This is a genomic window from Olleya sp. HaHaR_3_96, from assembly GCF_019278545.1.
Classification (GTDB): domain Bacteria; phylum Bacteroidota; class Bacteroidia; order Flavobacteriales; family Flavobacteriaceae; genus Olleya.
The window spans coordinates 3,522,541-3,543,246 of record NZ_CP058987.1 but is presented as its reverse complement, the minus strand read 5'-3'; the positions used below and the strand labels follow the sequence as shown (position 1 = coordinate 3,543,246).

At 29.2% G+C, this 20,706-nt stretch carries 25 protein-coding genes; all 25 read right to left on the bottom strand.

From position 1 onward, the window contains the following. Nucleotides 1-59: 59 nt before the first annotated feature. Nucleotides 60-461: a hypothetical protein gene (locus H0I26_RS15620; RefSeq protein ID WP_218699906.1), complete on the bottom strand. Its 402-nt coding sequence runs from the start codon at nucleotides 459-461 to the stop codon at nucleotides 60-62. Between the two features lie 20 nt (nucleotides 462-481). Further along, a complete protein-coding gene (locus H0I26_RS15615) occupies nucleotides 482-1,129 on the bottom strand; it encodes a hypothetical protein (protein ID WP_218699905.1) in 648 nt (215 codons plus the stop codon). A gap of 153 nt (nucleotides 1,130-1,282) precedes the next feature. After that, nucleotides 1,283-1,678 carry a type VI secretion system tube protein TssD gene (tssD, locus tag H0I26_RS15610; protein ID WP_101019104.1) on the bottom strand — a complete coding sequence of 132 codons (396 nt, stop codon included), beginning with the start codon at nucleotides 1,676-1,678 and terminating at the stop codon, nucleotides 1,283-1,285. A gap of 97 nt (nucleotides 1,679-1,775) precedes the next feature. Next, nucleotides 1,776-2,162, bottom strand: a complete 387-nt coding sequence (gene tssD, locus H0I26_RS15605; RefSeq protein ID WP_218699904.1) for a type VI secretion system tube protein TssD — start codon at nucleotides 2,160-2,162, stop codon at nucleotides 1,776-1,778. A 901-nt stretch (nucleotides 2,163-3,063) separates the two neighbouring features. Continuing rightward, on the bottom strand, nucleotides 3,064-3,405 hold the full coding sequence (locus tag H0I26_RS15600) for a hypothetical protein (protein WP_218699903.1): 342 nt from the start codon (nucleotides 3,403-3,405) through the stop codon (nucleotides 3,064-3,066). Continuing rightward, entirely contained in the window at nucleotides 3,365-3,574 is a 210-nt protein-coding gene (locus H0I26_RS15595) for a hypothetical protein (protein ID WP_218699902.1), read from the bottom strand. Before H0I26_RS15595 ends, H0I26_RS15600 begins: the two co-directional genes overlap by 41 nt. 796 nt (nucleotides 3,575-4,370) lie before the next feature. Further along, entirely contained in the window at nucleotides 4,371-4,931 is a 561-nt protein-coding gene (locus tag H0I26_RS15590; RefSeq protein WP_218699901.1) for a LemA family protein, read from the bottom strand. A 4-nt stretch (nucleotides 4,932-4,935) separates the two neighbouring features. Continuing rightward, entirely contained in the window at nucleotides 4,936-6,030 is a 1,095-nt protein-coding gene (locus tag H0I26_RS15585) for a hypothetical protein (RefSeq protein WP_218699900.1), read from the bottom strand. A gap of 135 nt (nucleotides 6,031-6,165) precedes the next feature. After that, nucleotides 6,166-6,585 (bottom strand): hypothetical protein, encoded by a 420-nt coding sequence (locus H0I26_RS15580; RefSeq protein WP_218699899.1) that lies wholly within the window; start codon nucleotides 6,583-6,585, stop codon nucleotides 6,166-6,168. A gap of 198 nt (nucleotides 6,586-6,783) precedes the next feature. Continuing rightward, nucleotides 6,784-7,716 (bottom strand): hypothetical protein, encoded by a 933-nt coding sequence (locus H0I26_RS15575; protein ID WP_218699898.1) that lies wholly within the window; start codon nucleotides 7,714-7,716, stop codon nucleotides 6,784-6,786. Between the two features lie 367 nt (nucleotides 7,717-8,083). After that, nucleotides 8,084-8,794 carry a hypothetical protein gene (locus H0I26_RS15570; protein WP_218699897.1) on the bottom strand — a complete coding sequence of 237 codons (711 nt, stop codon included), beginning with the start codon at nucleotides 8,792-8,794 and terminating at the stop codon, nucleotides 8,084-8,086. A gap of 59 nt (nucleotides 8,795-8,853) precedes the next feature. Continuing rightward, complete coding sequence (locus H0I26_RS15565; RefSeq protein WP_218699896.1) at nucleotides 8,854-9,030, bottom strand: hypothetical protein; 177 nt, start codon at nucleotides 9,028-9,030, stop codon at nucleotides 8,854-8,856. A 697-nt stretch (nucleotides 9,031-9,727) separates the two neighbouring features. Beyond that, entirely contained in the window at nucleotides 9,728-10,075 is a 348-nt protein-coding gene (locus H0I26_RS15560) for a hypothetical protein (protein ID WP_218699895.1), read from the bottom strand. A 31-nt stretch (nucleotides 10,076-10,106) separates the two neighbouring features. Beyond that, nucleotides 10,107-10,802, bottom strand: coding sequence for a hypothetical protein (locus H0I26_RS15555; protein WP_218699894.1), 696 nt, complete (start codon nucleotides 10,800-10,802; stop codon nucleotides 10,107-10,109). Nucleotides 10,803-10,810: 8 nt separating this feature from the next. After that, complete coding sequence (locus H0I26_RS15550; protein ID WP_218699893.1) at nucleotides 10,811-11,560, bottom strand: hypothetical protein; 750 nt, start codon at nucleotides 11,558-11,560, stop codon at nucleotides 10,811-10,813. 153 nt (nucleotides 11,561-11,713) lie between these two features. After that, the gene (locus H0I26_RS15545) at nucleotides 11,714-12,430 is read right to left on the bottom strand and encodes a hypothetical protein (protein WP_218699892.1); all 717 of its coding nucleotides are present in this window, start codon (nucleotides 12,428-12,430) and stop codon (nucleotides 11,714-11,716) included. A 494-nt stretch (nucleotides 12,431-12,924) separates the two neighbouring features. Next, on the bottom strand, nucleotides 12,925-13,803 hold the full coding sequence (locus H0I26_RS15540) for a hypothetical protein (protein WP_218699891.1): 879 nt from the start codon (nucleotides 13,801-13,803) through the stop codon (nucleotides 12,925-12,927). 13 nt (nucleotides 13,804-13,816) lie between these two features. Beyond that, complete coding sequence (locus tag H0I26_RS15535; protein ID WP_218699890.1) at nucleotides 13,817-14,467, bottom strand: hypothetical protein; 651 nt, start codon at nucleotides 14,465-14,467, stop codon at nucleotides 13,817-13,819. A gap of 9 nt (nucleotides 14,468-14,476) precedes the next feature. Beyond that, nucleotides 14,477-15,229 carry a hypothetical protein gene (locus tag H0I26_RS15530; protein WP_218699889.1) on the bottom strand — a complete coding sequence of 251 codons (753 nt, stop codon included), beginning with the start codon at nucleotides 15,227-15,229 and terminating at the stop codon, nucleotides 14,477-14,479. 18 nt (nucleotides 15,230-15,247) lie between these two features. After that, nucleotides 15,248-15,457, bottom strand: coding sequence for a hypothetical protein (locus H0I26_RS15525; protein ID WP_218699888.1), 210 nt, complete (start codon nucleotides 15,455-15,457; stop codon nucleotides 15,248-15,250). Nucleotides 15,458-15,466: 9 nt separating this feature from the next. Next, the gene (locus tag H0I26_RS15520; protein WP_218699887.1) at nucleotides 15,467-16,219 is read right to left on the bottom strand and encodes a hypothetical protein; all 753 of its coding nucleotides are present in this window, start codon (nucleotides 16,217-16,219) and stop codon (nucleotides 15,467-15,469) included. Nucleotides 16,220-16,634: 415 nt separating this feature from the next. Beyond that, nucleotides 16,635-17,405: a hypothetical protein gene (locus H0I26_RS15515; protein ID WP_218699886.1), complete on the bottom strand. Its 771-nt coding sequence runs from the start codon at nucleotides 17,403-17,405 to the stop codon at nucleotides 16,635-16,637. A 515-nt stretch (nucleotides 17,406-17,920) separates the two neighbouring features. Continuing rightward, a complete protein-coding gene (locus H0I26_RS15510; RefSeq protein WP_218699885.1) occupies nucleotides 17,921-18,895 on the bottom strand; it encodes a hypothetical protein in 975 nt (324 codons plus the stop codon). Between the two features lie 262 nt (nucleotides 18,896-19,157). Continuing rightward, on the bottom strand, nucleotides 19,158-19,937 hold the full coding sequence (locus H0I26_RS15505; protein WP_218699884.1) for a hypothetical protein: 780 nt from the start codon (nucleotides 19,935-19,937) through the stop codon (nucleotides 19,158-19,160). Nucleotides 19,938-19,961: 24 nt separating this feature from the next. Continuing rightward, complete coding sequence (locus H0I26_RS15500) at nucleotides 19,962-20,678, bottom strand: hypothetical protein (protein WP_218699883.1); 717 nt, start codon at nucleotides 20,676-20,678, stop codon at nucleotides 19,962-19,964. Nucleotides 20,679-20,706 lie beyond the last annotated feature (28 nt).

Genomic DNA, 20,706 nt, shown 5'->3' with positions numbered 1-20,706 from the left:
TGAATTAGTCTGTTTGTAAGCTTTTATTAAAAGCTAAATACTTTAAAGGTTAACTAGTATTAATATTGTGTTGATTTATGATCTTTTATTGCTGTAATAGGCAGCCATTGCTTTTTTTCTTTTTTATACCATACACGAATGATATGTTCTTCATCTTTTGTACCCCACAATACAATTTTAATTGGGATGTTATTTTTTTCGTGCGCTTCTCTTGAATAATAATTTTCCAAAATACGAGTTGGTCCCATATAGCCATGACCTTTTAAAATAAATTGATCATCCAATAGTGTTAACCTACAAGTTGCTATTGCTTTTTTGTAACTAGCTTTTGATAAAAAAGATATTGTAATAGAATCTTCTAAACAAAAATGAGTGGAGTCGATTGTTTTATTTGTTTCTACTTTTTTAACCTTTTTGGTAGGACTATTGTTACATGACGAAAATGTCAGTAGTCCTAGCATAATTATATAAATTGGTTGCATCATTTAAAAAAAGTAGAAAAACTCACTCCTGGAATCATTGAATTGACCTCCATTTTAATGTCTCGGATATATCTCGTTCTAAGTTCATTTCCAATATTCATTAAAGCTTTGGTGTCTTTAACATATATAGGTTCGTATTTTGTTTTATTCTCTACACGCTTATAATCATTACCATATTCGTCATCAGCACCAATAGTATGACCAAATTCGTGTTTTACAGTATTTTGGTTTATAGCTCCTGATAGTCTTCTATTAGTATCTATATGTGCTAAATATATTTTTTTTTCTGTTAGATTTACTCTGGATCTAAACTTTTCTGCGGACTCTATCTTTTTAACGTTGGCTAACCAATGCTGATCGGAAGTTACCCATTGTATATCAAACTCTAGATTAAATTCTTTTTTGTGTAAAGATCTATTGCTAGCATTTTCGTCATGGACTAGAGCCCAAAACACAAATTGACTTCCCCATTGTTGCCAAATTACATTATCAGCTTTTTGATGCCATTCTTTTTTTTCTAAATATGACCAATTTGATAACCCTGAAGCGACGGACCATATGTATTTCCATTTTTGACGGATAACAATAGTTTTTCGACTGGGTTCAATATAGATATCGTAATTATCGGTTTTTTTGATGTGGTTCATTTGTAAAAATAGCGTTTAAGTGGTAGTCATATACAAATTAGGTGCGTGCAAATTTTAGTGCACAAGATAGTATTGTTTATAAAATAAACAATACTATAGTAATTAGCTAGTTATAGTTATACGTTAAAAAGGGTAAATACGGACTTGCAGAAATTACATTTTTGCTGGCCAATTATTTGTATACGTCGTTCCTTTTATACTGACTTCTTTTGCCGAAATAACAACACGTGTTTTTAACGGTTGCGATCCAATAGCATCAAAATCTTCGACATAGTCCAAGCAATAGGCTTCACTAAAATCTATGGTTTTAAGACTAGATAGGTTATCTCTTTTGTAAAAGACGATACTCCCATTTTTGGTCATGTTACTAGAAATCATCCACTCTAAAAAGTCTGTTTTATTTGTGGATTCTATAAGAATAGTTATTTGCCCTCCGCGAGGTTTTTGTGATGGACGACCTGTATTATCAGCACCTTGGTGAAAACCAAAAGAGCACTCTAAAACATTCATTTCGTTATCATCGATATTAAGTTTAGCTAAAAACGACATAAGTATTGGAATTTAAATGAATAAAGAAGACAACAAAGGGAGTCGCATGAGCACTCCCTTTAGTTATAGTATTATGATAATTAATTAAGAGTTTAAATTAAACCCAGTCATTAACATGCTCTCCATTTCCAATACCGATTCCTTTAGCAGAAATTACGAAAGACTCAGACATTGGATTTTTTCCAGTAGAATCAAAATTTTCGTAATATTTAACCATGTAACCTTCTGTAAATTTTAATTCTTTAGACGTAGAATCACTATCTCTTTTTAAGAATACGATAGAACCATCTTTACGTTCGAAGTTATTAAACATCCAGTCAGAAAGACTTGTGTCTGCAGTAGACTCGACAGTTAATTTAATTTTACCTCCTCTTGTAATAGAAGAAGGTCTTCCTGTAGCGTCCGTTTCTTGGTGTAATTCATAAGAAGAATTTAACACATTGTACTCTTGTCCACCTACTTTAAGTTTTGCTTTGAAAGCCATAATAAAAATATTTAAGTAAAAATTTAAAAGCCATTATTGGCATGGTATAAATCTAAAAACTTTACAGAGCGACCGCAAATATTTACGATAAAAAACCGTTTTATCTGTTGAAAGACGAGCAGGTAACGTTTAATTAACATTAGTAATCTGTAATTTAGAGGTTTATGGTCTATTCAGAAAGTATTATGTGTAATTTGATTTTTAGTAATTAAAAACTAAATAGTGGTGTAATAAATTTTGATTTAAATATGTTGAGCGTTTATTATAATATATTGTATCGCATTTATGGATAACAACATTGGTTGGCTTTCAAAAAAAGCAAGTGTCTTTAAATGTAATGGAGGTCTGTTTTTTAAGTTAGTTTAGTTTTTGGGATTAAATAACTTATCTTTTTCATTCTAAGAGATAGAAAATTGATTATTTTTTTTTGCAGTCGCTACAAACGCTGTCTTTAATACCTGACAAAGCTGCAAATTTTGTAAAAAAATCAATTCTCCTTTAGCTTTTGGAGGCTCATTTATTCGTTTTTTGAAATAGCATCTATTAATAGATGTTCACCTTCTTTCATGGAGGGTAAATCTTTTTTATATGTTCTATAATTTGAATTTGAAGTCCAAAACTAATTTAAGATACTTGATACATCTATAATATATTAGTTCAAATCACAAAAAAAAAATAGGAGGTTCAGGGTTAGGCGTAAAGCAATATGCAAATAATTACATTCTTTTTTATTCTCTACAATGGTCTATATTTTCTATAAGACTATTAAAATAGTCTTGCCTTGTAAAATACTTCTATCAAGTATTGTATTTCCAAATAAAGTAAAATATACTCCTGTTGGGGTATGAATTTTTTACTTTCTAGTCCTAATTTAATAACGTCTATGTCGTTAATACATCATTTAGTTACTAAAATTTGAGGTATCATAAAATAGTGGTCCTAAATCTTTCATTTTCTCATCCAATATACTATGATTATCACTTACAAAAGCTTCAATTAAATTTTGAGTTTCTAGTATCTTTAGATCTTTAATGTGCGTATTATGGTCTACCCATTTTTGTTTGGCACCTCCAAAAAACTGAGTAAATTTTGAAGTCATTATTTGTTTAGGCCTAGTATATTCTAATGAAAATGTAATGTCCTTTTCGGTAAAATTATTTGAAGATGCAAAATTTGGAACGATAAGTAAATTAAAGCTCTGCTTATTTGATGCATACTCTAATTGTAAAATACCAAAAATCATTTAATACTGGTTTACTAGAACTATCTGTGGCAGTTTTAAAAGACTTTTTTATGTATTCATACCATTCTGTTTCTCTAAACTTTAAAAGTGCTTCTTTTGGAGATAGATTGATATTAATGTCCTCTTGCTCTGAAAACGGATTTAAAAATTTAGTTGTGAAATGTTGCATATTAATTATAGAGTATTGGGTTTTTTATACACTTACCTTATTGGGTATATTACCTTTTATATTGTTCTATTTTTAATGATAGTGTAGGCCACATATATTACAAAATGATACACTATCTAAAAGGGTATTAGTCCTCTTTTTTTTTATTTATGAATGAACCTCCGTTCTTAAAAAAAACTTTTCTTAAGATAATAAAACCAATAATGTATCCCATTGCTAGTAATAAAAGTTTAAAATCAGGAAATAATAAATAGAGATGAAAACAACCAGTTAACAGTAGTATCCAAAATCCTTGTTTAATTAAATTCATTTTTAAATATAGTTTTTTAATATAAGTGATACAGCGTGCAGCATCGTATGCAGGGATACTATTGTTAGCTTTTGAATTTTAAAAATTACCAGCTCACATTACAAAATTGTATTTGAGGTAGCGACTAAGCCTTATTTTTTGTTCTTTTCGGTTACTTTTTTAGATAAGTCATTGTACAATTTATTTATTGCAGTAATATTAAGGGCGGAAAAGATAAAGCTAGAAAAGCATAAGCTTAACCAAATAAAATATAGTTTAATACCTGAGGCTCCAGAAAAGAAAAGTAATATGGTTATTATAAAACCTCCTATCCAAGTAAAAGAAAGGCTACAAAAAATAATAGTATTTAAATTACTACTGAAGCTAAAGGATCTATATAATCTGCTAATTATGGCGATTGAAAAGATTAACATGGGTACACCAAATGCAGCCCACATGAGAATTAATATAGGTTGAGTAATTATATGGTCTAAAAAAGGGAAATAATTAAAAGGTAACTCCATTGTACTTTTTTTCTGCTTCGGTGATTTGTAATAATGCTTTTTCTGTGTAGCCCATGGGCTTAGATAAAATCATATTAGGAAATTCATTAATACCTATATTATACATATTAATACATTCATTAAAAAATTCTCTTCTGTCAGAAATATGATCTTCTAATTGAGACACCCTTTCTTGAAGTGTAATAAATGAAGCACTAGCCTTTAAATCTGGATAATTTTCGGCAACCATCATGATTTTTCCAGAAGCGGTCACCATTTTATTGGTTAATTCTATTTTTTCATTTTGATTTGTTGATGATAAATATTTTGTTCTTAACTCTGTTAATCTATTAAGTGTTTCTTTTTCATGGGTCACATACTGTTTTACAGTGGTAATTAGATTAGGGATTTCGTCAGCACGTTGTTTAAGAAGGACATCAATGTTAGCGAAAGCCTTTTCTACATTAAACTTTAGCATGACTAATTTGTTGTAAAGTTTGATAAATACGCTTATAATAGAAGCAATGATTACTACTATTATGACTATTCCTATAGTTTGATTCATGTTTTTATTCGAATAATTTAGTAATTGAAAGACTATCCCAAGATAAATTAAAATTAAGATTTATCGTATCACCGTCTACGTTTATTTCTGAAATTAAAATGAAAGCTATAATTAGAAACACTATAGCTAAATAGACCAGGAAATTATTTAATAAGGGTTTATTTCTATTCCATCTGCCTACAGAGTTGTTTGGAGCAAGCATAAATATATTCTTAATAGGTTCTTTTTCTATGAAAATCCTATTTGCGTCAGAATTTGCTTTACCTATTAATATAATACTTTGATTATCTGTTAAAAGATATTGTGTATAACGTTTGGAAGCGCTAGAGTAGGAGTCTGTCTCTTCAATCCATAAAAAATCAATAGCATCTGCTACTATTTCTACTTGGCCTGTACCATCGTCTAGTAAAAAATTATTACAAACCACTTCGTTGCTAATTGTACTATAATCGGTTTTTCCATCTCGACCTTTACTTTTTTGCTCTATTTTGTACTGATAGCCAATACATTCTTTTTTTCCAATTCTGGATAGCATAGGTTCTTGCATGATGGTGTGTCCAGAAACCTCGACTAACCCCATAGCCATAGATTTTATTTTTGAGGTTGGTAAGCTAGCTTGAAGATTTAAAAAGTTTTTTGTGTTGCTGGAAGAAAATAGTTTAATAACAAAAAGTAAAACGAATATAACAATGATAGTGGCGGTGTCAAAATATATAAATGCCGCAATAAAAGCAGCAACGAGGATTAAGTTTTTAATTATGTCTAAAAATATTTTTGGCAATGTTTCTTTTTTAGAACGTTTTTTAATACCATCAATTGAAGATTTTACACCTTTTAAAATACCTCCAATTATGGTTAGTAGCACTAGTAATAAGAATAAAAATAGGATGACAACAAACGGGTGAATATTAAAAAGGATATTTGAAACTATAACAAATAAAGGAAGTAGAGCAAAGAAGAGCCAAGCAGGTTTAAATTCTTTGTAAAGACTAGAAATAATAACAGAATAAAATAGAGCAACACCTAAGCTGAAAATAACAGCAAAAATTAATTCTGGCAATTGGGATTCTTTAAATATAAATTGTGTGAGTTCTTGCATGTTTATTTTACAACTTGATTGGTTTGATCTTTTTAATTAGATAGACTATTTTTTTCTTTTTAGTTTAAAAGAGCTGCATTAAAAGTAGTTATTGTTTTACATCTATAATATTGTAAATAAGATTTTAATAGTCGTTTATACGGTGTTAGAGCTAAACCATAAACCATATAGTCCTAGGCTAAAACCTAGAAAGTACATAATCTGAAAAGTTGTTATTATTAAAGGCTTTCTTTTTATTATTTTTTTGATAAAAGGTTTTTCTTTATTTCCAATTTTTATTTGATACTGTAATAAAATATCCCATATTTTTTGTATCATAAAAAGTGTAATTACAAAAACTAGTAGTATTATTAAACTAACATAAATACCAATGGTTAATTTTTTATTTGGTGTAAAATCTATTTTTTTTAATATAAGTAAAACAGCTAGATATGAAGGAACAGAAGCAATTATTGATATAATAGCAAATTTTAAATGCCATTTATTAATTTTTTTTCTGTTTAAAAAAACTAAAAGCACTAAAAGTATAAAAAATATAAACGCTATTAAATCCATTTAATTACTAATTAAAATGTTTGATACTTCTTTTATTATTACTATTAAGGCTATGTTGAAAAGTAATTTCTTTATAAATCAATTATTAGATCTGCTATGAGACATAGTCAATACTTATTTGTAACTATCATTTTCAAATTAACGACTACTAGGCGTCAAAGAAAATATCCCTATTATCATTATAAGCTTTAATTAGTGCTATCTTATTATTTCAAAAGTATCACTATTCGCAGGCATATGTAATTTAGTTCCTATTGAATATATAGAACCTTCATCATTGAAAATTAAAGCATTCCACCCTTTTATATTTACTTCTATATCTTCAAAGAAATCAGTTTCCCTTCGTTCTAGAGATACAACTCTGCCATTTGCATAGAATTTTAGTTCATAATCTTCAAGTGGTAACATATTTCCTTTAGATTCTTCTTTTATCTCGCTTAAAATACTTTTCCAATTTTCATCAAAATTTGATTTTTTTTCGTATACTACAGTCCAGATTTCACTTCTTTTGTTGGTAGTTCGTTTTTTCCATTCTAAGGTATCGCCTGCATTTAGAATATTTTTTAGTTCTTTATAATATTCAAGAACTTGCTTCATTACTTCAAGAGAATCTTCTTCTTTAAAAATTTTACTTTTACTCCATCCTTCTAGCTGATAAGGTAAATCCTTAATCTCTATTTCCCATTTCATTTCAATAAAAGGTAAAGGTGTTGGCATTGGAGGTAAAATAAGTTTCATTATTTCCTCATTATATTTAAGACCTCTGCCAGTTTTATTGTTTTTAATGACTTTAACCAATTCGAAATGGCTCATTTCAAGATTCTCAAGATCTACTGTAGATTCTCCTTTTTGGGGAAGTAATTTAAGCCGTATAGTATGTTTGCCATTTCCTAAAAGATATGGATTAATCTCTATTGCTGTATTGGATCCAGCATCATAATCCTTCTCTGCGGGCATCTCATTTATATATAACTCGTAAGGTGTGTACGTCGTTACAGATACTACATATGTATACTGTTTGTCTCTGTTTATTTCTTTTGTTATTAGCGTTTTTGTTGCCTGAATAGTTTTATTATCTTTTTTCTTAATGCATCCTAAAACGATTATTAAGGACATTATTAAATACTTCATTTATGTTATTTTAGTTTCTTTAAAATAAGTAAATTCTTTACGGATTTTAAATTTTTCCGAGGGTAATGGTTTACTTGGTTTTTTACTTATCCTTTTTCCTTTTTTAGACTTTTTAAAATCTATTTTTAGAAAAGCAATATACAAATAATCACCTCTTTTTTTGTTTTCTGCGATAGTCAATATTTTTTAGTAGAAAATCAAAGCAGTCTTGTTTTTTTTACTAGATTTATCCAATATATTGTGGTTGCTTGAAAGAATAGATAGCTAGTGTTGTTTAATTATTTTAACAGTACTTACTATAAATGTGGGCTAATAGTGCGAACCATATAATATGGTTGTGCCATCTTATTTATAAATTATATTATTGTTATTTTGTATAATAATTTTCATATTCACCTCTTCCTCGTTTAACTTTATCAGCCACATATTGCTGATAAGTATATGTTGGGTCTTGTTTCTTACTTCTTTCATCTATAAACTCTCCATAATAACCATATTCAGGAAAATCAAACATTGTGGGGTAGACAATAGTATCCGAATTTTTAAGCATATAAAGATGTGCTTTTTCATATTTTTTAGTTTGATAATCTTTATACACATCTAAAAAATAGGTTCTATTATTAACAGTATCTTCCCATAAATAGTTTGATGGATTATCTCTTTCTCTCTCTTTCTTATTTTCAAAACGTATATAATTTGGGTTTCCTAATTTTTTTATTAGAACATTAACAAATTCAGTACATTCATCATGTGTGTGTATATTTATTTCTAATATTGAAATAATATTATCTTTTTTAGAAAACCAAAAAGAAACACTATTTCTTAGGTAATTGGTGTTTGGATGAATTCGACCTTCTAATGCAACTCCTTTGAAGTTGAGAAATTGTTTATCATAAATTGTATGACCAGAATACTCAGAACTTAGAAAGAAATCTTTCTCATATAAATCTAATTTTTCTATGGGTAAGTCTTTTATATTTTCATTTAGCGTAATATCAGACAAATCAAAATTTGATTGCGATATACAACTTTGTAAGATTAAACTAATAATACACAGCGTTACTGTCACTTTCTTCATAATTTTATAAAATATTTATTTATATTATTGGTATAGTCGCATTTAAACCTGTCGACTGTTCAATTTTTTTCTATAATATCTATTGCTCTTGCTAAAGTATAAGGTGTCTCTGGGGTGAAATCAGCTATGGGTATTTCTAAATTTTTGCCTTCAAAATAACCTTTTTTAATAGTTAGACCAATATCTGCTTTTGCATAAACTGTTGCTTGGATACCATCAAATAATAATTCTGGCATGTAAGTTAAGGTTTATTAATTGGGAATTAATGCTATTTTAGTGTCAAAAAACCACTCATGCCACATCTCTAATAACAGAATCTAGCCAGCTTTTGTAAAGCGTGACTGATTGTTATATTAAAGATAATAAATTGCATTTCAAATGCTAAAAAAAATAGACACGCTTCATAGAAGTACGCTAGAGTAGTGGATATGGCGCGCGAGGGGAGTTAATAAATGATTCGTATCGTTAATTTCTACAGCTGTAGTTGTCTTTATTACCTTTATGTTATTTTTAGTGGCCATAAATTTGTTTGCTTTATTTGTTGTAGAACCAACCTAACAGTATCATTATAATGAAAATAATAAAAGGCATTTTCCAAATTAATTCGGAAGGTTTATATATAAAATATAGAATGGTGGATATAATTAGCAGAAGTAATGCTGTACTTCCAAAAATTATCATTTTTATAAAGCCTCCAGGAACATGAGCACTGCTGTTTTCGGGTAATAGATACCAAATACAAGCAAGCGTTTGAAGTATTATAATTATATATGGACTAAACTTGTGAATCATCGTATAATTTCTAGATTTTTATTTTCTACAGAACCTAAAAACAATAAAAGCTGCCTAAATGTATAGATAGCTTTTCTTGTTTAATTCTTTTTGTAGGATTTATTAGTTATAGTACTGGTTACAAACTAGCGTTAGCAGTAACTAATTTTTATCTAATTTTTTAAAAATTAGAATAAGATAGAATAGAATAATTGCAAATATCCCGAAAAATAAACCAAAGAAAAACCATGTATACTTATTCTCTTCAATTAAAGTTGATTTTTTATATAACCAAATTCCTAAAAAAATATTTAATAAAGACTTAAAAAAAACAATAATTCCAGTAATCACTTTTACACTCATAGATAATTGAGCTGTTTCTTGATTTGAGGCGAAAACACCAAATCCTATTTGAAAAATCAGACTTATTGCTACTAAAAGAAATCCGATTAAGACTAATAGGAAAAGCACATTTGTTTTTGGTAAAATTTCAGTTGTTTTTAGTTTCATAAATATTTTTTAGTTATAATTAAAATAATGGTTACCATCCGCCGATCTTTTTTCGTTCTGCTTGCTGTTCAGGTGTTGCCTCTGGGGTAGGAACTGTGCTTTTGTATAATGGCTTTGGAAAACCTAAAGTTTTGCGACGTTCAAAATCTTGTTGGCGATAAGGATCGAAAGCAGTACCAGGCGGTAAGGGACGGTTTTTGTCCATATACCAAACGGTAAAATTCCAAACCTCTTCCAAATAATGCTCTGATAAATTTCCTACTACTTTAGGTTTTACACCTTTTAACGTTTTAAAAAACAAATCTGTATGCATTACATCTCCTATCATATAAGATTTGATACCCCCTTTTCCTTTGTGAAAAGGTACAGTAATTGATTTTTTTTCTCCATTAATTTTGGGAAAAGTAATGGTGCCTTTTAATCTATCCATTACCATTTGTTTCTTTGATGATTTAAAACCAATAACTGTAAAAATAATTAGTGGGGTAAACAGTATTATAAAATATAGCATAGTAGTCATACTATCTTCTTTTCCAATACCTATTAAAATAGGAGATAAACAAAAAGACATTGCTATCCCAAATTTCCAATTCATCCAAATTGAAAGACTTCTATTTTTAGAATAATATTTGTCGTTAACCTCTATAAGAGTGGTATCATTACTTTTTACTTCCTCTATTTTATAGACATAAGGTTTTCCAGTAATATGTTTATCAAAATGTTGCATTATAATACCTAGGTGCTCGGATTAAAAATTTCACTTGTATTACCAATACGTACATCTTTACCATATAAATTTTTGAACTCATCAATTATTGGCATATTCAACATCACATCGTTTAAACGAATTGTAGAAAATTTGTATGCATGGTAACGATCACTTCCTAGTTGACTAGGCCAATACTCTCCTGTCATTTCATTAATTACTGTTTTGCTTATAAATAAAAATTCTGAGCTCATTTGTAGTTTTTTAAATGTATCGTCGGATATTATATAAACAAGCTCTAATACATCTATGCCTTCAAAATTGTTTAAAGTAGACTTTGCTGAAAACAGCCATTTATCTTTCTCTGTTGCTGCACTAAGTCCATTATATAATAATTTTAATCCAAAATAAAATTCACTTTTGTTGTATAAAAATTTACGCAATTGTATGGATACTTTTAACTCTGTGGTTTGTGTGTAACCACTATTTGAAGTTGCAAGTGCATCGCGAATCCATTGTATAACTATATTACTATTATCATAATCCTCGTCTTTATGTCCCAAATCATACTTTGTTATTTCACGTTGTACTCGGTAACTTATTAATAAATCATATAAATCTTCTTTGGCGGTAATAAAATTACGCCATACGGCCATCCTATTATTTATTAACGTATCTTTTTTATTATTTAATTCTTCTATATATTTATAGGGAAGAGTTTCGTTACTAATAAATATAATCTCACTACTAAAAATATTATTTAGTAAATATTTTTCCAAAGGAGTATCTGTTAGGTAAATGGCTATTATGGTAACAACAATTAAGGCTCCTATTACAATTAATAATGGCCAAAAAGTTAAAAATCCAACAGTAGACCATGCACCAACAGATGCGCCAGCGAGGGGGTGTTTTTTTAGTTTTCTTCATTTATTTTACCACCCACCAATAATCTTACGTTCTTTATGTTGTGATGGTGTACGCTCTGGAGTAGCAAAAGATCCTGGGTATAAAGGTTTAGGAAATCCTTCTGCTTTTCTACGTTCAAAATCTTGTAATCTATATTCGTCAAAAGCTGTGCCGGGAGGTAATGGACGGTTTTTATCCATATACCATACCATAAAAGTCCAATCTTCTAACACATCTCCTCCCATAACATCAGTACTTGTATAACCATTAGGATGCAGTAATGATAAACTAGGTGGTGTAGGAGCTGACCCTACATTTTTCATAGACCATGCTGCTAAACAATCTTTAAAAGGTATGGTAAATGCTTTGCCATAAAAATAATTAGGAAACGTAATATTTCCACTCATTCGATCTAATATTAATTCTTTTTTTTGGTGCGTGTAATAATAAATAATAGATAAACAGCCCACTAAAAAAAAAAGTGAAACAAAAAAATAATTTATACTTTCATTTTTTAATGTTGCTACTATTAAAGCTAATAACAAGAATCCAAAAGCACCAAAACCGGCATATTTAAATGAATCACTTGCAATAGCCTCATTCTTTATAAAATATTTATCATCTACTCGAATATAATACTCAGGATCATTTACTTCTTCTTTTTTTATGTGGCGCTTAACGGCTCTATCTACACAATGAGGTAAATATCCCCCATGTTTACCATATCGTTTTTTTATCTTCATTATATCATAATTTACCTTTATATTCTTTACCCCAATCCATTAAACCTTCTATGGTATCTATACGTACGTTCTTATAATAAAAATCAGCATACACCACTCGTGCCACATCTATAATCCCAGAACCTGGCGCGCTTTTGTAAAGCGTGACTAATTGTTAAGTTAAAAATAATAAATTGCATTGCAAATGCTAAAAAAAAAAGACACACTTCACAGAAGTGCGCCAGAGTTACGGATATGGCGAACGAGGGCGTATTAAAAGAAATTGGAAAGATAGGTTTTGGGAAACCTATGGCTTTTCTGCTCTTAAAATCTTCAGTTCTATACTCATCAAAAGCAGTAACTGGTGGTAATGGGTAGTTTTTATCGTATACCTAACATATAAACTCCATTTTTTATAAGGTTCTTGTCCGTAAAAAATATAAATTTACTTTTCCAGAATTAAATGTATTTACAAATTTTAATTACTCGCTATCTACATAACTATCCATATTCCTTTATTGAGAAATCAATCTCAATTCTAAATTAATTACAGAATTTACATCTTTATTATTTTTTACTCCAGGTTTAAATCTATTTTTAAATTTTAAAATACTAAAAATTATATCTTTTTTAATTTCTGTCATTAACTCTTTGTTTTTTTCTTCTCTTGAAACAACCTTAGTTCCTTTTTCATTCCAATAAATATAGGTTTCTTTAACATTAAATGAGTTTATATTGCCTAGACTATCAATAACAAAGCTAATATCATATTTTATGTCATTGTTTTTAAGTAAAGAATAGTCAATATTATTTAAAATTACATTAGTAAATATATCCGATAAACAAATTTCACTACAATCATAGTCGTCTGGCGCAGATGATATTAATTTAGGAAGTACGTCTAACTGGTTTAAACTGTTAGCTTGTTCTATTTGAAGTAAACCTGGTAAATCTTCGGTAATATCCTCTACTTTATTTAAGACTATTTTTGGGTTAGGATAAGATTCTATTTTTTCTAGTTCAAAAGTTAGTTCTTTATTTCTAAAAAAAACTTTTTGCTTTTTTAAAATAAAAGCTCCTCCTAGATAAACATTATTAAAGAGTAAATATTTAGAATCCTTTAATTCAAATTTGGAATTATTGAACTGAAAAATTTCTGGTTTATTGGTAGAAAAAATATTGTTGACACTAAAATCCATGGTTAATCCATTTAAATATCTAGTATAATTTTCTCTTTGCGTCTTATCCATACTTCTACCTACATTACTTGTGAAAATCCAATTAACAACTTTCCATTTTCCTTCAATAAAAATGTTGTTTCTACTTTCTTGTGCTTTACAGGTATAGATTATTATAACAAAAAGTGTTATAAATAAAGTTTTAAACTTAGTCATTATATTATTTTTTTTACCAGTTACCAATGCGTTTTCGCATTGCTTGTTGCGTTTTCGTTGCTTCAGGTGTTTTTATATTACTTTTATATATTGGTTTAGGGAAACCAGCTGCTTTACGACGTTCAAAATCTTGTTGTCTAAATTCATTAAATATTGGACTAGGTGGTAATGGTCTATTTTTATCCATATACCAAAGATAAAAACTCCAATGCTTTACAAATGATTCTTTGGTTACACTCGGTATCACATCATAAATAAGATGATAGTCCTTATCTTCTCTTTTTTCATAGCTTTGATATTCATTAAAATCGAAATATAAATTTTTAAATTGATATACTTTTTCTTGTTCATTAAAGATACTTTCTGGAAAAGTTAGTGCTCCTGTTTTTCTGTCAAAAAAATAATGTATATCACCTTTTTGGTATCTTTTAATCAAGCCATAAATTATTATAATTACCAATGGAATATAGGTATACCAAAAAATATATATCGATTCACCCTTGAAAAAAAATATTGCCTGAACAATCATTATAATTAATATAATAACTGCAGACATTTCTATATTTACTGAAAAAGGTGCTTTCTTATATAATTTACCGTCTTTTATATATCCAAAGTTCGTCGGTATATAATATTTCCCTATTTCTTCAATACTGTTTTTCATTCTTATTTTTTACCAGCCTCCTATGCGTTTACGCTCTGCTTGCTGTGATTTTGTTGCTTCTGGTGTCTTTATTTTACTTGGGTATAAGGGTTTTGTAAAACCTTCAGCCTTTCGTCGTTCAAAATCTTGTTCACGGAAACGATCAAAAGCAGCACCAGGTGGCAAAGGGCGGTTTTTATCCATATACCAAGTAATAAAACTCATACCTTCATAACATTCATTTCCTCCATAACAATAATAATCAAACGTTGGCCAATCATTCGGACGGATAGCTTCTAGTAAAAAAGCACCAACTGCATTTTCACCTCCTGTGCTATACGCAAATTCTACTTTTTCAAATTGCATAGTAATACTCTTCTGCCAAAAAAAACCCGTCATCGTTAACAACCCATCTCTTCGGTTCAATATTTTTTCTTTCTTAGGTTTTGTGAATAAATAAACTACAAAGAACAATGTTAATAAGCTACTTATTATAATTACAGTAATATCTTCTCCTTTATATTCTTGATTTAAAGGAAAAAGCATAAACAAAGCAAGTAATAAAAAAATGCCACATCCTATGTAAGGCATAAAATTAGCATCAGTAGGATAATTTATAAAATTATCATCTTGATAAAAATATATTTTTTTATGGTTCCTTAGGTCAATAGAATCCCCTGGCTTTACATATATTTTTTTCTCTACCCGATGATAATAATTCTTAATTTTTTTTGTGTTTTTATAACTCCAATGTGTGATTTTTCTTGTAAAGTCTTCTACCATGGCTTTTTGGTTTTTAAATTAGCTAACGTATCTACTACAACCTCTTTGTTTTGTTTTAAACTGGTTTGAAAAAAATATTCCTTGAACGATCATTATAATTAATATAATAACTGCAGACATTTCTATATTTACTGAAAAAGGCGCTTTCTTATATAATTTACCGTCTTTTATATATCCAAAGTTTATCGGTATATAATATTTCCTTATTTCTTCAATACTGTTTTTCATTCTTATTTTTTACCAGCCTCCTATGCGTTTACGCTCTGCTTGCTGTGACTTTGTTGCTTCTGGTGTCTTTATTTTACTTGGGTATAAGGGTTTTGGAAAACCTTCAGCCTTTCGTCGTTCAAAATCTTGTTCACGGAAACGGTCGAAAGCAGCACCAGGTGGCAAAGGGCGGTTTTTATCCATATACCAAGTAGTAAAACTCATACTTTCATAACACTCTGCACCACCATAACCAAAATAATCAAAAGTTTGCCAGTCATTAGGGCGAATTACCTCTAGCAAAAAAGCTCCTAAACCATCTTCTCCACCTGTACTATACCCAAACTCAACTTTATCAAAATGCATCGTAATATTATTTTGCCAAAAAAAACCCGTCATCGTTAACAACCCATCTCGTCGGTTCAAAATTTGTTCCTTTTTTGGTTTTGTAATTAGATAGACTAGAAAAAAAACTGTAAGAATGCTACATAAAATAACTATAAACCACCCAGCATCCGATAGAGGTTCATCAGGTATAAATAATAATCCTAAAACAAACATTAAACATACTCCAATGCCTATATATGGCATAAAATTAGCATCAGAAGGATAATTGATAAAATTATCATCTTGATAATAATATAATTTTTTATGAAGCCTTAAATCTATAGAGTTTCTTGGTTTAACGTATATTTTCTTTTCTACCCGATGATAATAATTCTTAATTTTTTTTGTGTTTTTATATCTCCAGTGTGTTATACTTCTTGTAAAGTCTTCTACCATGGCTCATCTGTTTTTATTTTTTGGTAGCCAACTGCTTAGGGTTGCACTTAAAGTCAATTGTAATATTACCGGCAACGAATCCAGCTAGGGCAATTTTGCAACGCATGTTTACAAAACTAAGCAAATAATTACATTCTTTTTTCGTTTTCTACAATACGCCCTAGCAAATATATTTATCCAATATACTGTAGTAAACGAAACAAAATATACTGCTGTTGGATTTTAAAATTTAGGCTTTCAATTCATGTCTTTAAAAAAAAAGCTACCTAAATGAATAGATAGCTTTTGTTTTTTGATTCTTTTGTTAGAACTTAATAGCTGTAGCACTCTTTACAAACGGGCGCTAGCAGGGGGTTACTGCACATCTAAAAAATGCGAAAAAGGTGAGTATGGAGCAATGTTTTTTATAAAAATATTAATATATTAAATACTCAAAGTCTTCTGGGTCATTATATTGAGACAAGTCTTTATCAAGTTCCACAATAGTTTCAAAATTATTTAGAGCGTTTTGACTTCCATTATTCTCATAAGAATTTCTGTATACCTCTTTATAATGATTAACTAGTTCATTATATCGAGAATTACCTGTCATTCTCGCAACTATAATCTTTCTATAGAGATGACCATCATTAATTAAAATGTATTTATTCGAAGGATCGTAATCTTTACTGGAGTTAATGATACTGTCTAACCATTGCAAATCACAATTATTATCGATGTGGCTCAATATAGTATTAGAATATTGTTCACTCGTCTTATTTAAAATTTCTTCAAAATCAGTCCAATTTTCAATCAATTCTGTCCCTCTATCAAGTCTCAACGCTGAGTAATTGTTTATAAAGTCATCATACTTAGAATTATCTATAAAACTTTCATTGATATAAGGCTTTAAGAATCCTATGGTTGGTGTTTTAGGATCATTATCTTTACTCAACAGATGACGATATTTAAACCAAAAATGCTCTACCTTAGGATAATTCAATGACCAGCGAAATGATAAACCTCTATAAGAAAATATTCTTTTAGTAGTTATACCCATTTGTATATAGGAAATACTCTTATTTTCAAATAACGCCTTATTTACCATTGTTAGAGGGCTTTTCTCCTCTAATTCAAACCCATAATTGGCAAAATATTTTGGGGCTAATTTTTTAAATTGCGATTCTAATCCTTTTGATGTTGTCATTATTATCAGTTTTTAACTTTCACTTTTCTTTCTATGGTAAAAGCATCTCCAACCACTCGTGCCACATCTATAATCACAGAACCTGGCGCGCTTTTGTAAAGCGTGACTAATTGTTAAATTAAAGATAATAAATTGCATTGCAAATGCTAAAAAAAAAACAGACACACTTCACAGAAGTACGCTAGAGTTGTGGATATGGCGTGCGAGGGGTGTTTTTATTTTTTATTGAAACACCATGTGCCAAGAGGATTACAAATGCAATATACAATTATACGAGCTGTACAAAAGCAGATTAGATTAATTGCTATGCAGAACTAGGGATTGCTAATATGGTATTGAGTTTTACAATAAAAGAGGAAACAAAGACTTTAAAACCTATGTTTCCTCTTTTTATATATTAAAGCTTATTGATACTTTTTTGTGTTTTAAATTTTAGTTCAATCCAATGTCACCATAAACTAATAGTTTTAAGTTTTATAGAACACGTATTGTAAATGCCTATTGTTTTAAAAGTATTACCGTATAATCTCTAATGGCGCCCCTTTTTTAGGACGGTGGAGGTGGAGGAATAGGAATGTAACATATTTTTCTGACTCTTTTTCAATATAACCAATTTGAAGTGATGGATCTCCTTTGTAAGACCCTGATTTATCATACAAACCAATCATTTTACCATCACCAAAAAACTGAACTGAAAAATCATCAATAGGTCGTAGTTTTTTTTCGTCATATGTAGCGATCTCTTTGTAAGGTTTTAAATCCTGTATCATGCCAATACTATCACTATACCAGCATTGGGCAATTTCTTTTATTTTTTTTTCTGTTAATGTAAAAAAAGTTTGATAGTCGCCTTCCGTTATGGCCCGTCCCGCAGTTTTGTATAACTTAAGCACCTCTTCTAATAATTTATCGGGATCTTCTTTACGCAAATCTACGGACTCTGACCAACCGACTAAATCATAATCCACGTCTGCATTAAAATAGCCTGTATAGACAGCCATAGGTTGTCCTTCGTCAGCATAAATCATAGTCTCTGCACCATCATCGTTAATCCCTGATTTAGTTGGTAGTTCAAAAGTAATACCGTCGTCTACAGTGTCTACAAAACCATCATCAAACACAACACCTTTTATATCTAACTTAAAGGATGCGTCTTTTGGTAGGGTCTTTGCAAAATCGCCGTTAGTTAACCGTGGGGGATATATTGTTATACTAAAACGTTGTTTACCCGCTTTTAATATATTAGGATTTATAGGAAAACTTGTTCCTATACCACCGGTACTATAATAGTTATACACATAATCATCATTAACCCTTAACTCAAAGCTACAGCCACTACTATAAAACGAAGCGTTATAATTTATAGGGGTAGTGGGTTGCTTAATTTGCTTATAATAATTTAAAAGTTCTTGCTCTGCAGTATTGGGGTTTTGTTTTGTGCAGGCTAGTAAGGTTAGTAAAAGGGTTATTGTACTTATTTTTAGTTTCATTATAGTTTTTTATTTTTTATTGAAATACCATTTGCCAAGAGGGAATCATCAGCTTTAATATCACCTTTTACTTTAATGTTTCCCTTTGCCTAAAATTGAGCTATTATTAATAATAATTTTGCTTTAATACTTAAACTTGATGTCTGTTTTTACTTATGACTAAAAACAGAAAAACTATCTAAATAATTAGATAGCTTTTATTGTTTAATTTTATTTTAGGACTTACACGTTTTTAATTAGCGTTAGCGGGCATTAAGTTTTTCTATATTATTTCAAACTGCTTAGTGTCTTCAGACCAATAGAATTCTATATCTAGCATAATTTGCTCTTCTTCTTTTATATTTCCAAAACTTAGAGCAGGATTCCCGTTTAAACGTTTTAATGAAACTTTTTTACCATAAGCGGATGTTACCATTACCGTGTTTTCAGGGAACTCGACAACATTAAAACCATTTTCAAAGTCTTTTTTTAAACTTATAAAACGAGCTTCAGATTCTTTTTCAGACAAATACATACACACTTTCATGTTATATTCTCTTGCAGAAATATAATCTTTATAAAGATTATATTTTTTACTTTGTATTATATTAATAATACGTTTATAAGCATTTCGAAGGTGTTCTTCTGCGTCCTTAACTTTATCAATGTTTTTTCCGTTTTCCCATAGGGTTTTCATTTGATACGGAACAATAGCGTTATATAATTTGGTACTTGTAATAAATAGTTTTTGTTCATCTTTTTCTAAACGCTTGGATTTAAAACTCCCTAAAGTCTCAATATCTTCAAACCCATTATAAACATCAACCAAAACAACAGAATAATTAAAATAACATCCTTCATCTAAACTAAATGTTCCGGTATTTGGCAACAACTTTATAGTAACTTCAAACGGTCCTGTTTTAGATATACCTGTATTTATAGGAATGCGAGTAGATACACCTCCTTTAATATCCATTGTCATTATTATGTTGTCATTTACTCTAATCTCAAACAGGCAAGTTCCTGCCCTAAAATCTAACATGTAATAAGGTTCTTTGACCATATTGATTTATGTTTTGTTTAATAATTATTCTGTTAAAATGCTAATATATTCGTCACCTTTTTCTGTTTGATCCTTTATATAATCTTGATAAGTAAAGTCTCCAGGTTTCTCATTAAATTCTTTAAATTTAAGGTAATTTTCCCATTTAGAAAACCACGGTAATCCTATTGCTGTTTCGTAAAAATAAGGGTTATTATTATCAACAACATGTAACCAACATTTTTTACCATATTTTTGCATAGAAACATGTAATAAAAAGCTGCGATTATTAATTTTATCCTCCCATAGTTTTCCGTCGTAATTCCCTTCTTTACGATCTTCTACTTTCTGATAACTAGTAAAATTAGGCTTACCTAAAAAATCATCTAAAGCTTTAATTAGTTGGTTGCTTTTTTCTGTTTGATAAGTCAATAATTCATACATAGCAATAATACTGTCTTTTTTAGCAAAACCAAATTTTACTGAATTTTTCCGATAATTATCATCTTCATTAAAAAAACCATACAGGTTAACACCATTAAAATTCATTAGTTCTTTTGATGCTGTTTCAAGGCTACCATTATCTAAACCATAATGATTCATACTATTCCTATTTATTTTAATATTTGGGCTTACTATAGAATCAATATGTTTACCTAGTATCTCTTTACTTAAATCAATAGAATCTTCGTTTTGCGAGTTACAACTTGTTAGCATCATTAATACTAGTGTTTTGCTAAATAATATTATTTTATTTTTCATTTTGTATTATACTTTATTTTAATTAAGA

Coding starts and splice junctions, on each gene's coding strand:
- H0I26_RS15510 (WP_218699885.1), bottom strand. CDS start 18,895: ATGAAACTAAAAATAAGTACAATAACCCTTTTACTAACCTTACTAGCC.
- H0I26_RS15545 (WP_218699892.1), bottom strand. CDS start 12,430: ATGAAGATAAAAAAACGATATGGTAAACATGGGGGATATTTACCTCAT.
- H0I26_RS15600 (WP_218699903.1), bottom strand. CDS start 3,405: ATGATTTTTGGTATTTTACAATTAGAGTATGCATCAAATAAGCAGAGC.
- H0I26_RS15505 (WP_218699884.1), bottom strand. CDS start 19,937: ATGGTCAAAGAACCTTATTACATGTTAGATTTTAGGGCAGGAACTTGC.
- H0I26_RS15530 (WP_218699889.1), bottom strand. CDS start 15,229: ATGGTAGAAGACTTTACAAGAAAAATCACACATTGGAGTTATAAAAAC.
- tssD (WP_218699904.1), bottom strand. CDS start 2,162: ATGGCTTTCAAAGCAAAACTTAAAGTAGGTGGACAAGAGTACAATGTG.
- H0I26_RS15570 (WP_218699897.1), bottom strand. CDS start 8,794: ATGAAGAAAGTGACAGTAACGCTGTGTATTATTAGTTTAATCTTACAA.
- H0I26_RS15515 (WP_218699886.1), bottom strand. CDS start 17,405: ATGACAACATCAAAAGGATTAGAATCGCAATTTAAAAAATTAGCCCCA.
- H0I26_RS15520 (WP_218699887.1), bottom strand. CDS start 16,219: ATGGTAGAAGACTTTACAAGAAGTATAACACACTGGAGATATAAAAAC.
- H0I26_RS15590 (WP_218699901.1), bottom strand. CDS start 4,931: ATGAATCAAACTATAGGAATAGTCATAATAGTAGTAATCATTGCTTCT.
- H0I26_RS15535 (WP_218699890.1), bottom strand. CDS start 14,467: ATGAAAAACAGTATTGAAGAAATAGGGAAATATTATATACCGACGAAC.
- H0I26_RS15540 (WP_218699891.1), bottom strand. CDS start 13,803: ATGACTAAGTTTAAAACTTTATTTATAACACTTTTTGTTATAATAATC.
- H0I26_RS15560 (WP_218699895.1), bottom strand. CDS start 10,075: ATGAAACTAAAAACAACTGAAATTTTACCAAAAACAAATGTGCTTTTC.
- H0I26_RS15580 (WP_218699899.1), bottom strand. CDS start 6,585: ATGGATTTAATAGCGTTTATATTTTTTATACTTTTAGTGCTTTTAGTT.
- H0I26_RS15615 (WP_218699905.1), bottom strand. CDS start 1,129: ATGAACCACATCAAAAAAACCGATAATTACGATATCTATATTGAACCC.
- H0I26_RS15585 (WP_218699900.1), bottom strand. CDS start 6,030: ATGCAAGAACTCACACAATTTATATTTAAAGAATCCCAATTGCCAGAA.
- tssD (WP_101019104.1), bottom strand. CDS start 1,678: ATGTCGTTTTTAGCTAAACTTAATATCGATGATAACGAAATGAATGTT.
- H0I26_RS15500 (WP_218699883.1), bottom strand. CDS start 20,678: ATGAAAAATAAAATAATATTATTTAGCAAAACACTAGTATTAATGATG.
- H0I26_RS15525 (WP_218699888.1), bottom strand. CDS start 15,457: ATGAAAAACAGTATTGAAGAAATAAGGAAATATTATATACCGATAAAC.
- H0I26_RS15555 (WP_218699894.1), bottom strand. CDS start 10,802: ATGCAACATTTTGATAAACATATTACTGGAAAACCTTATGTCTATAAA.
- H0I26_RS15565 (WP_218699896.1), bottom strand. CDS start 9,030: ATGCCAGAATTATTATTTGATGGTATCCAAGCAACAGTTTATGCAAAA.
- H0I26_RS15575 (WP_218699898.1), bottom strand. CDS start 7,716: ATGAAGTATTTAATAATGTCCTTAATAATCGTTTTAGGATGCATTAAG.
- H0I26_RS15620 (WP_218699906.1), bottom strand. CDS start 461: ATGCTAGGACTACTGACATTTTCGTCATGTAACAATAGTCCTACCAAA.
- H0I26_RS15595 (WP_218699902.1), bottom strand. CDS start 3,574: ATGCAACATTTCACAACTAAATTTTTAAATCCGTTTTCAGAGCAAGAG.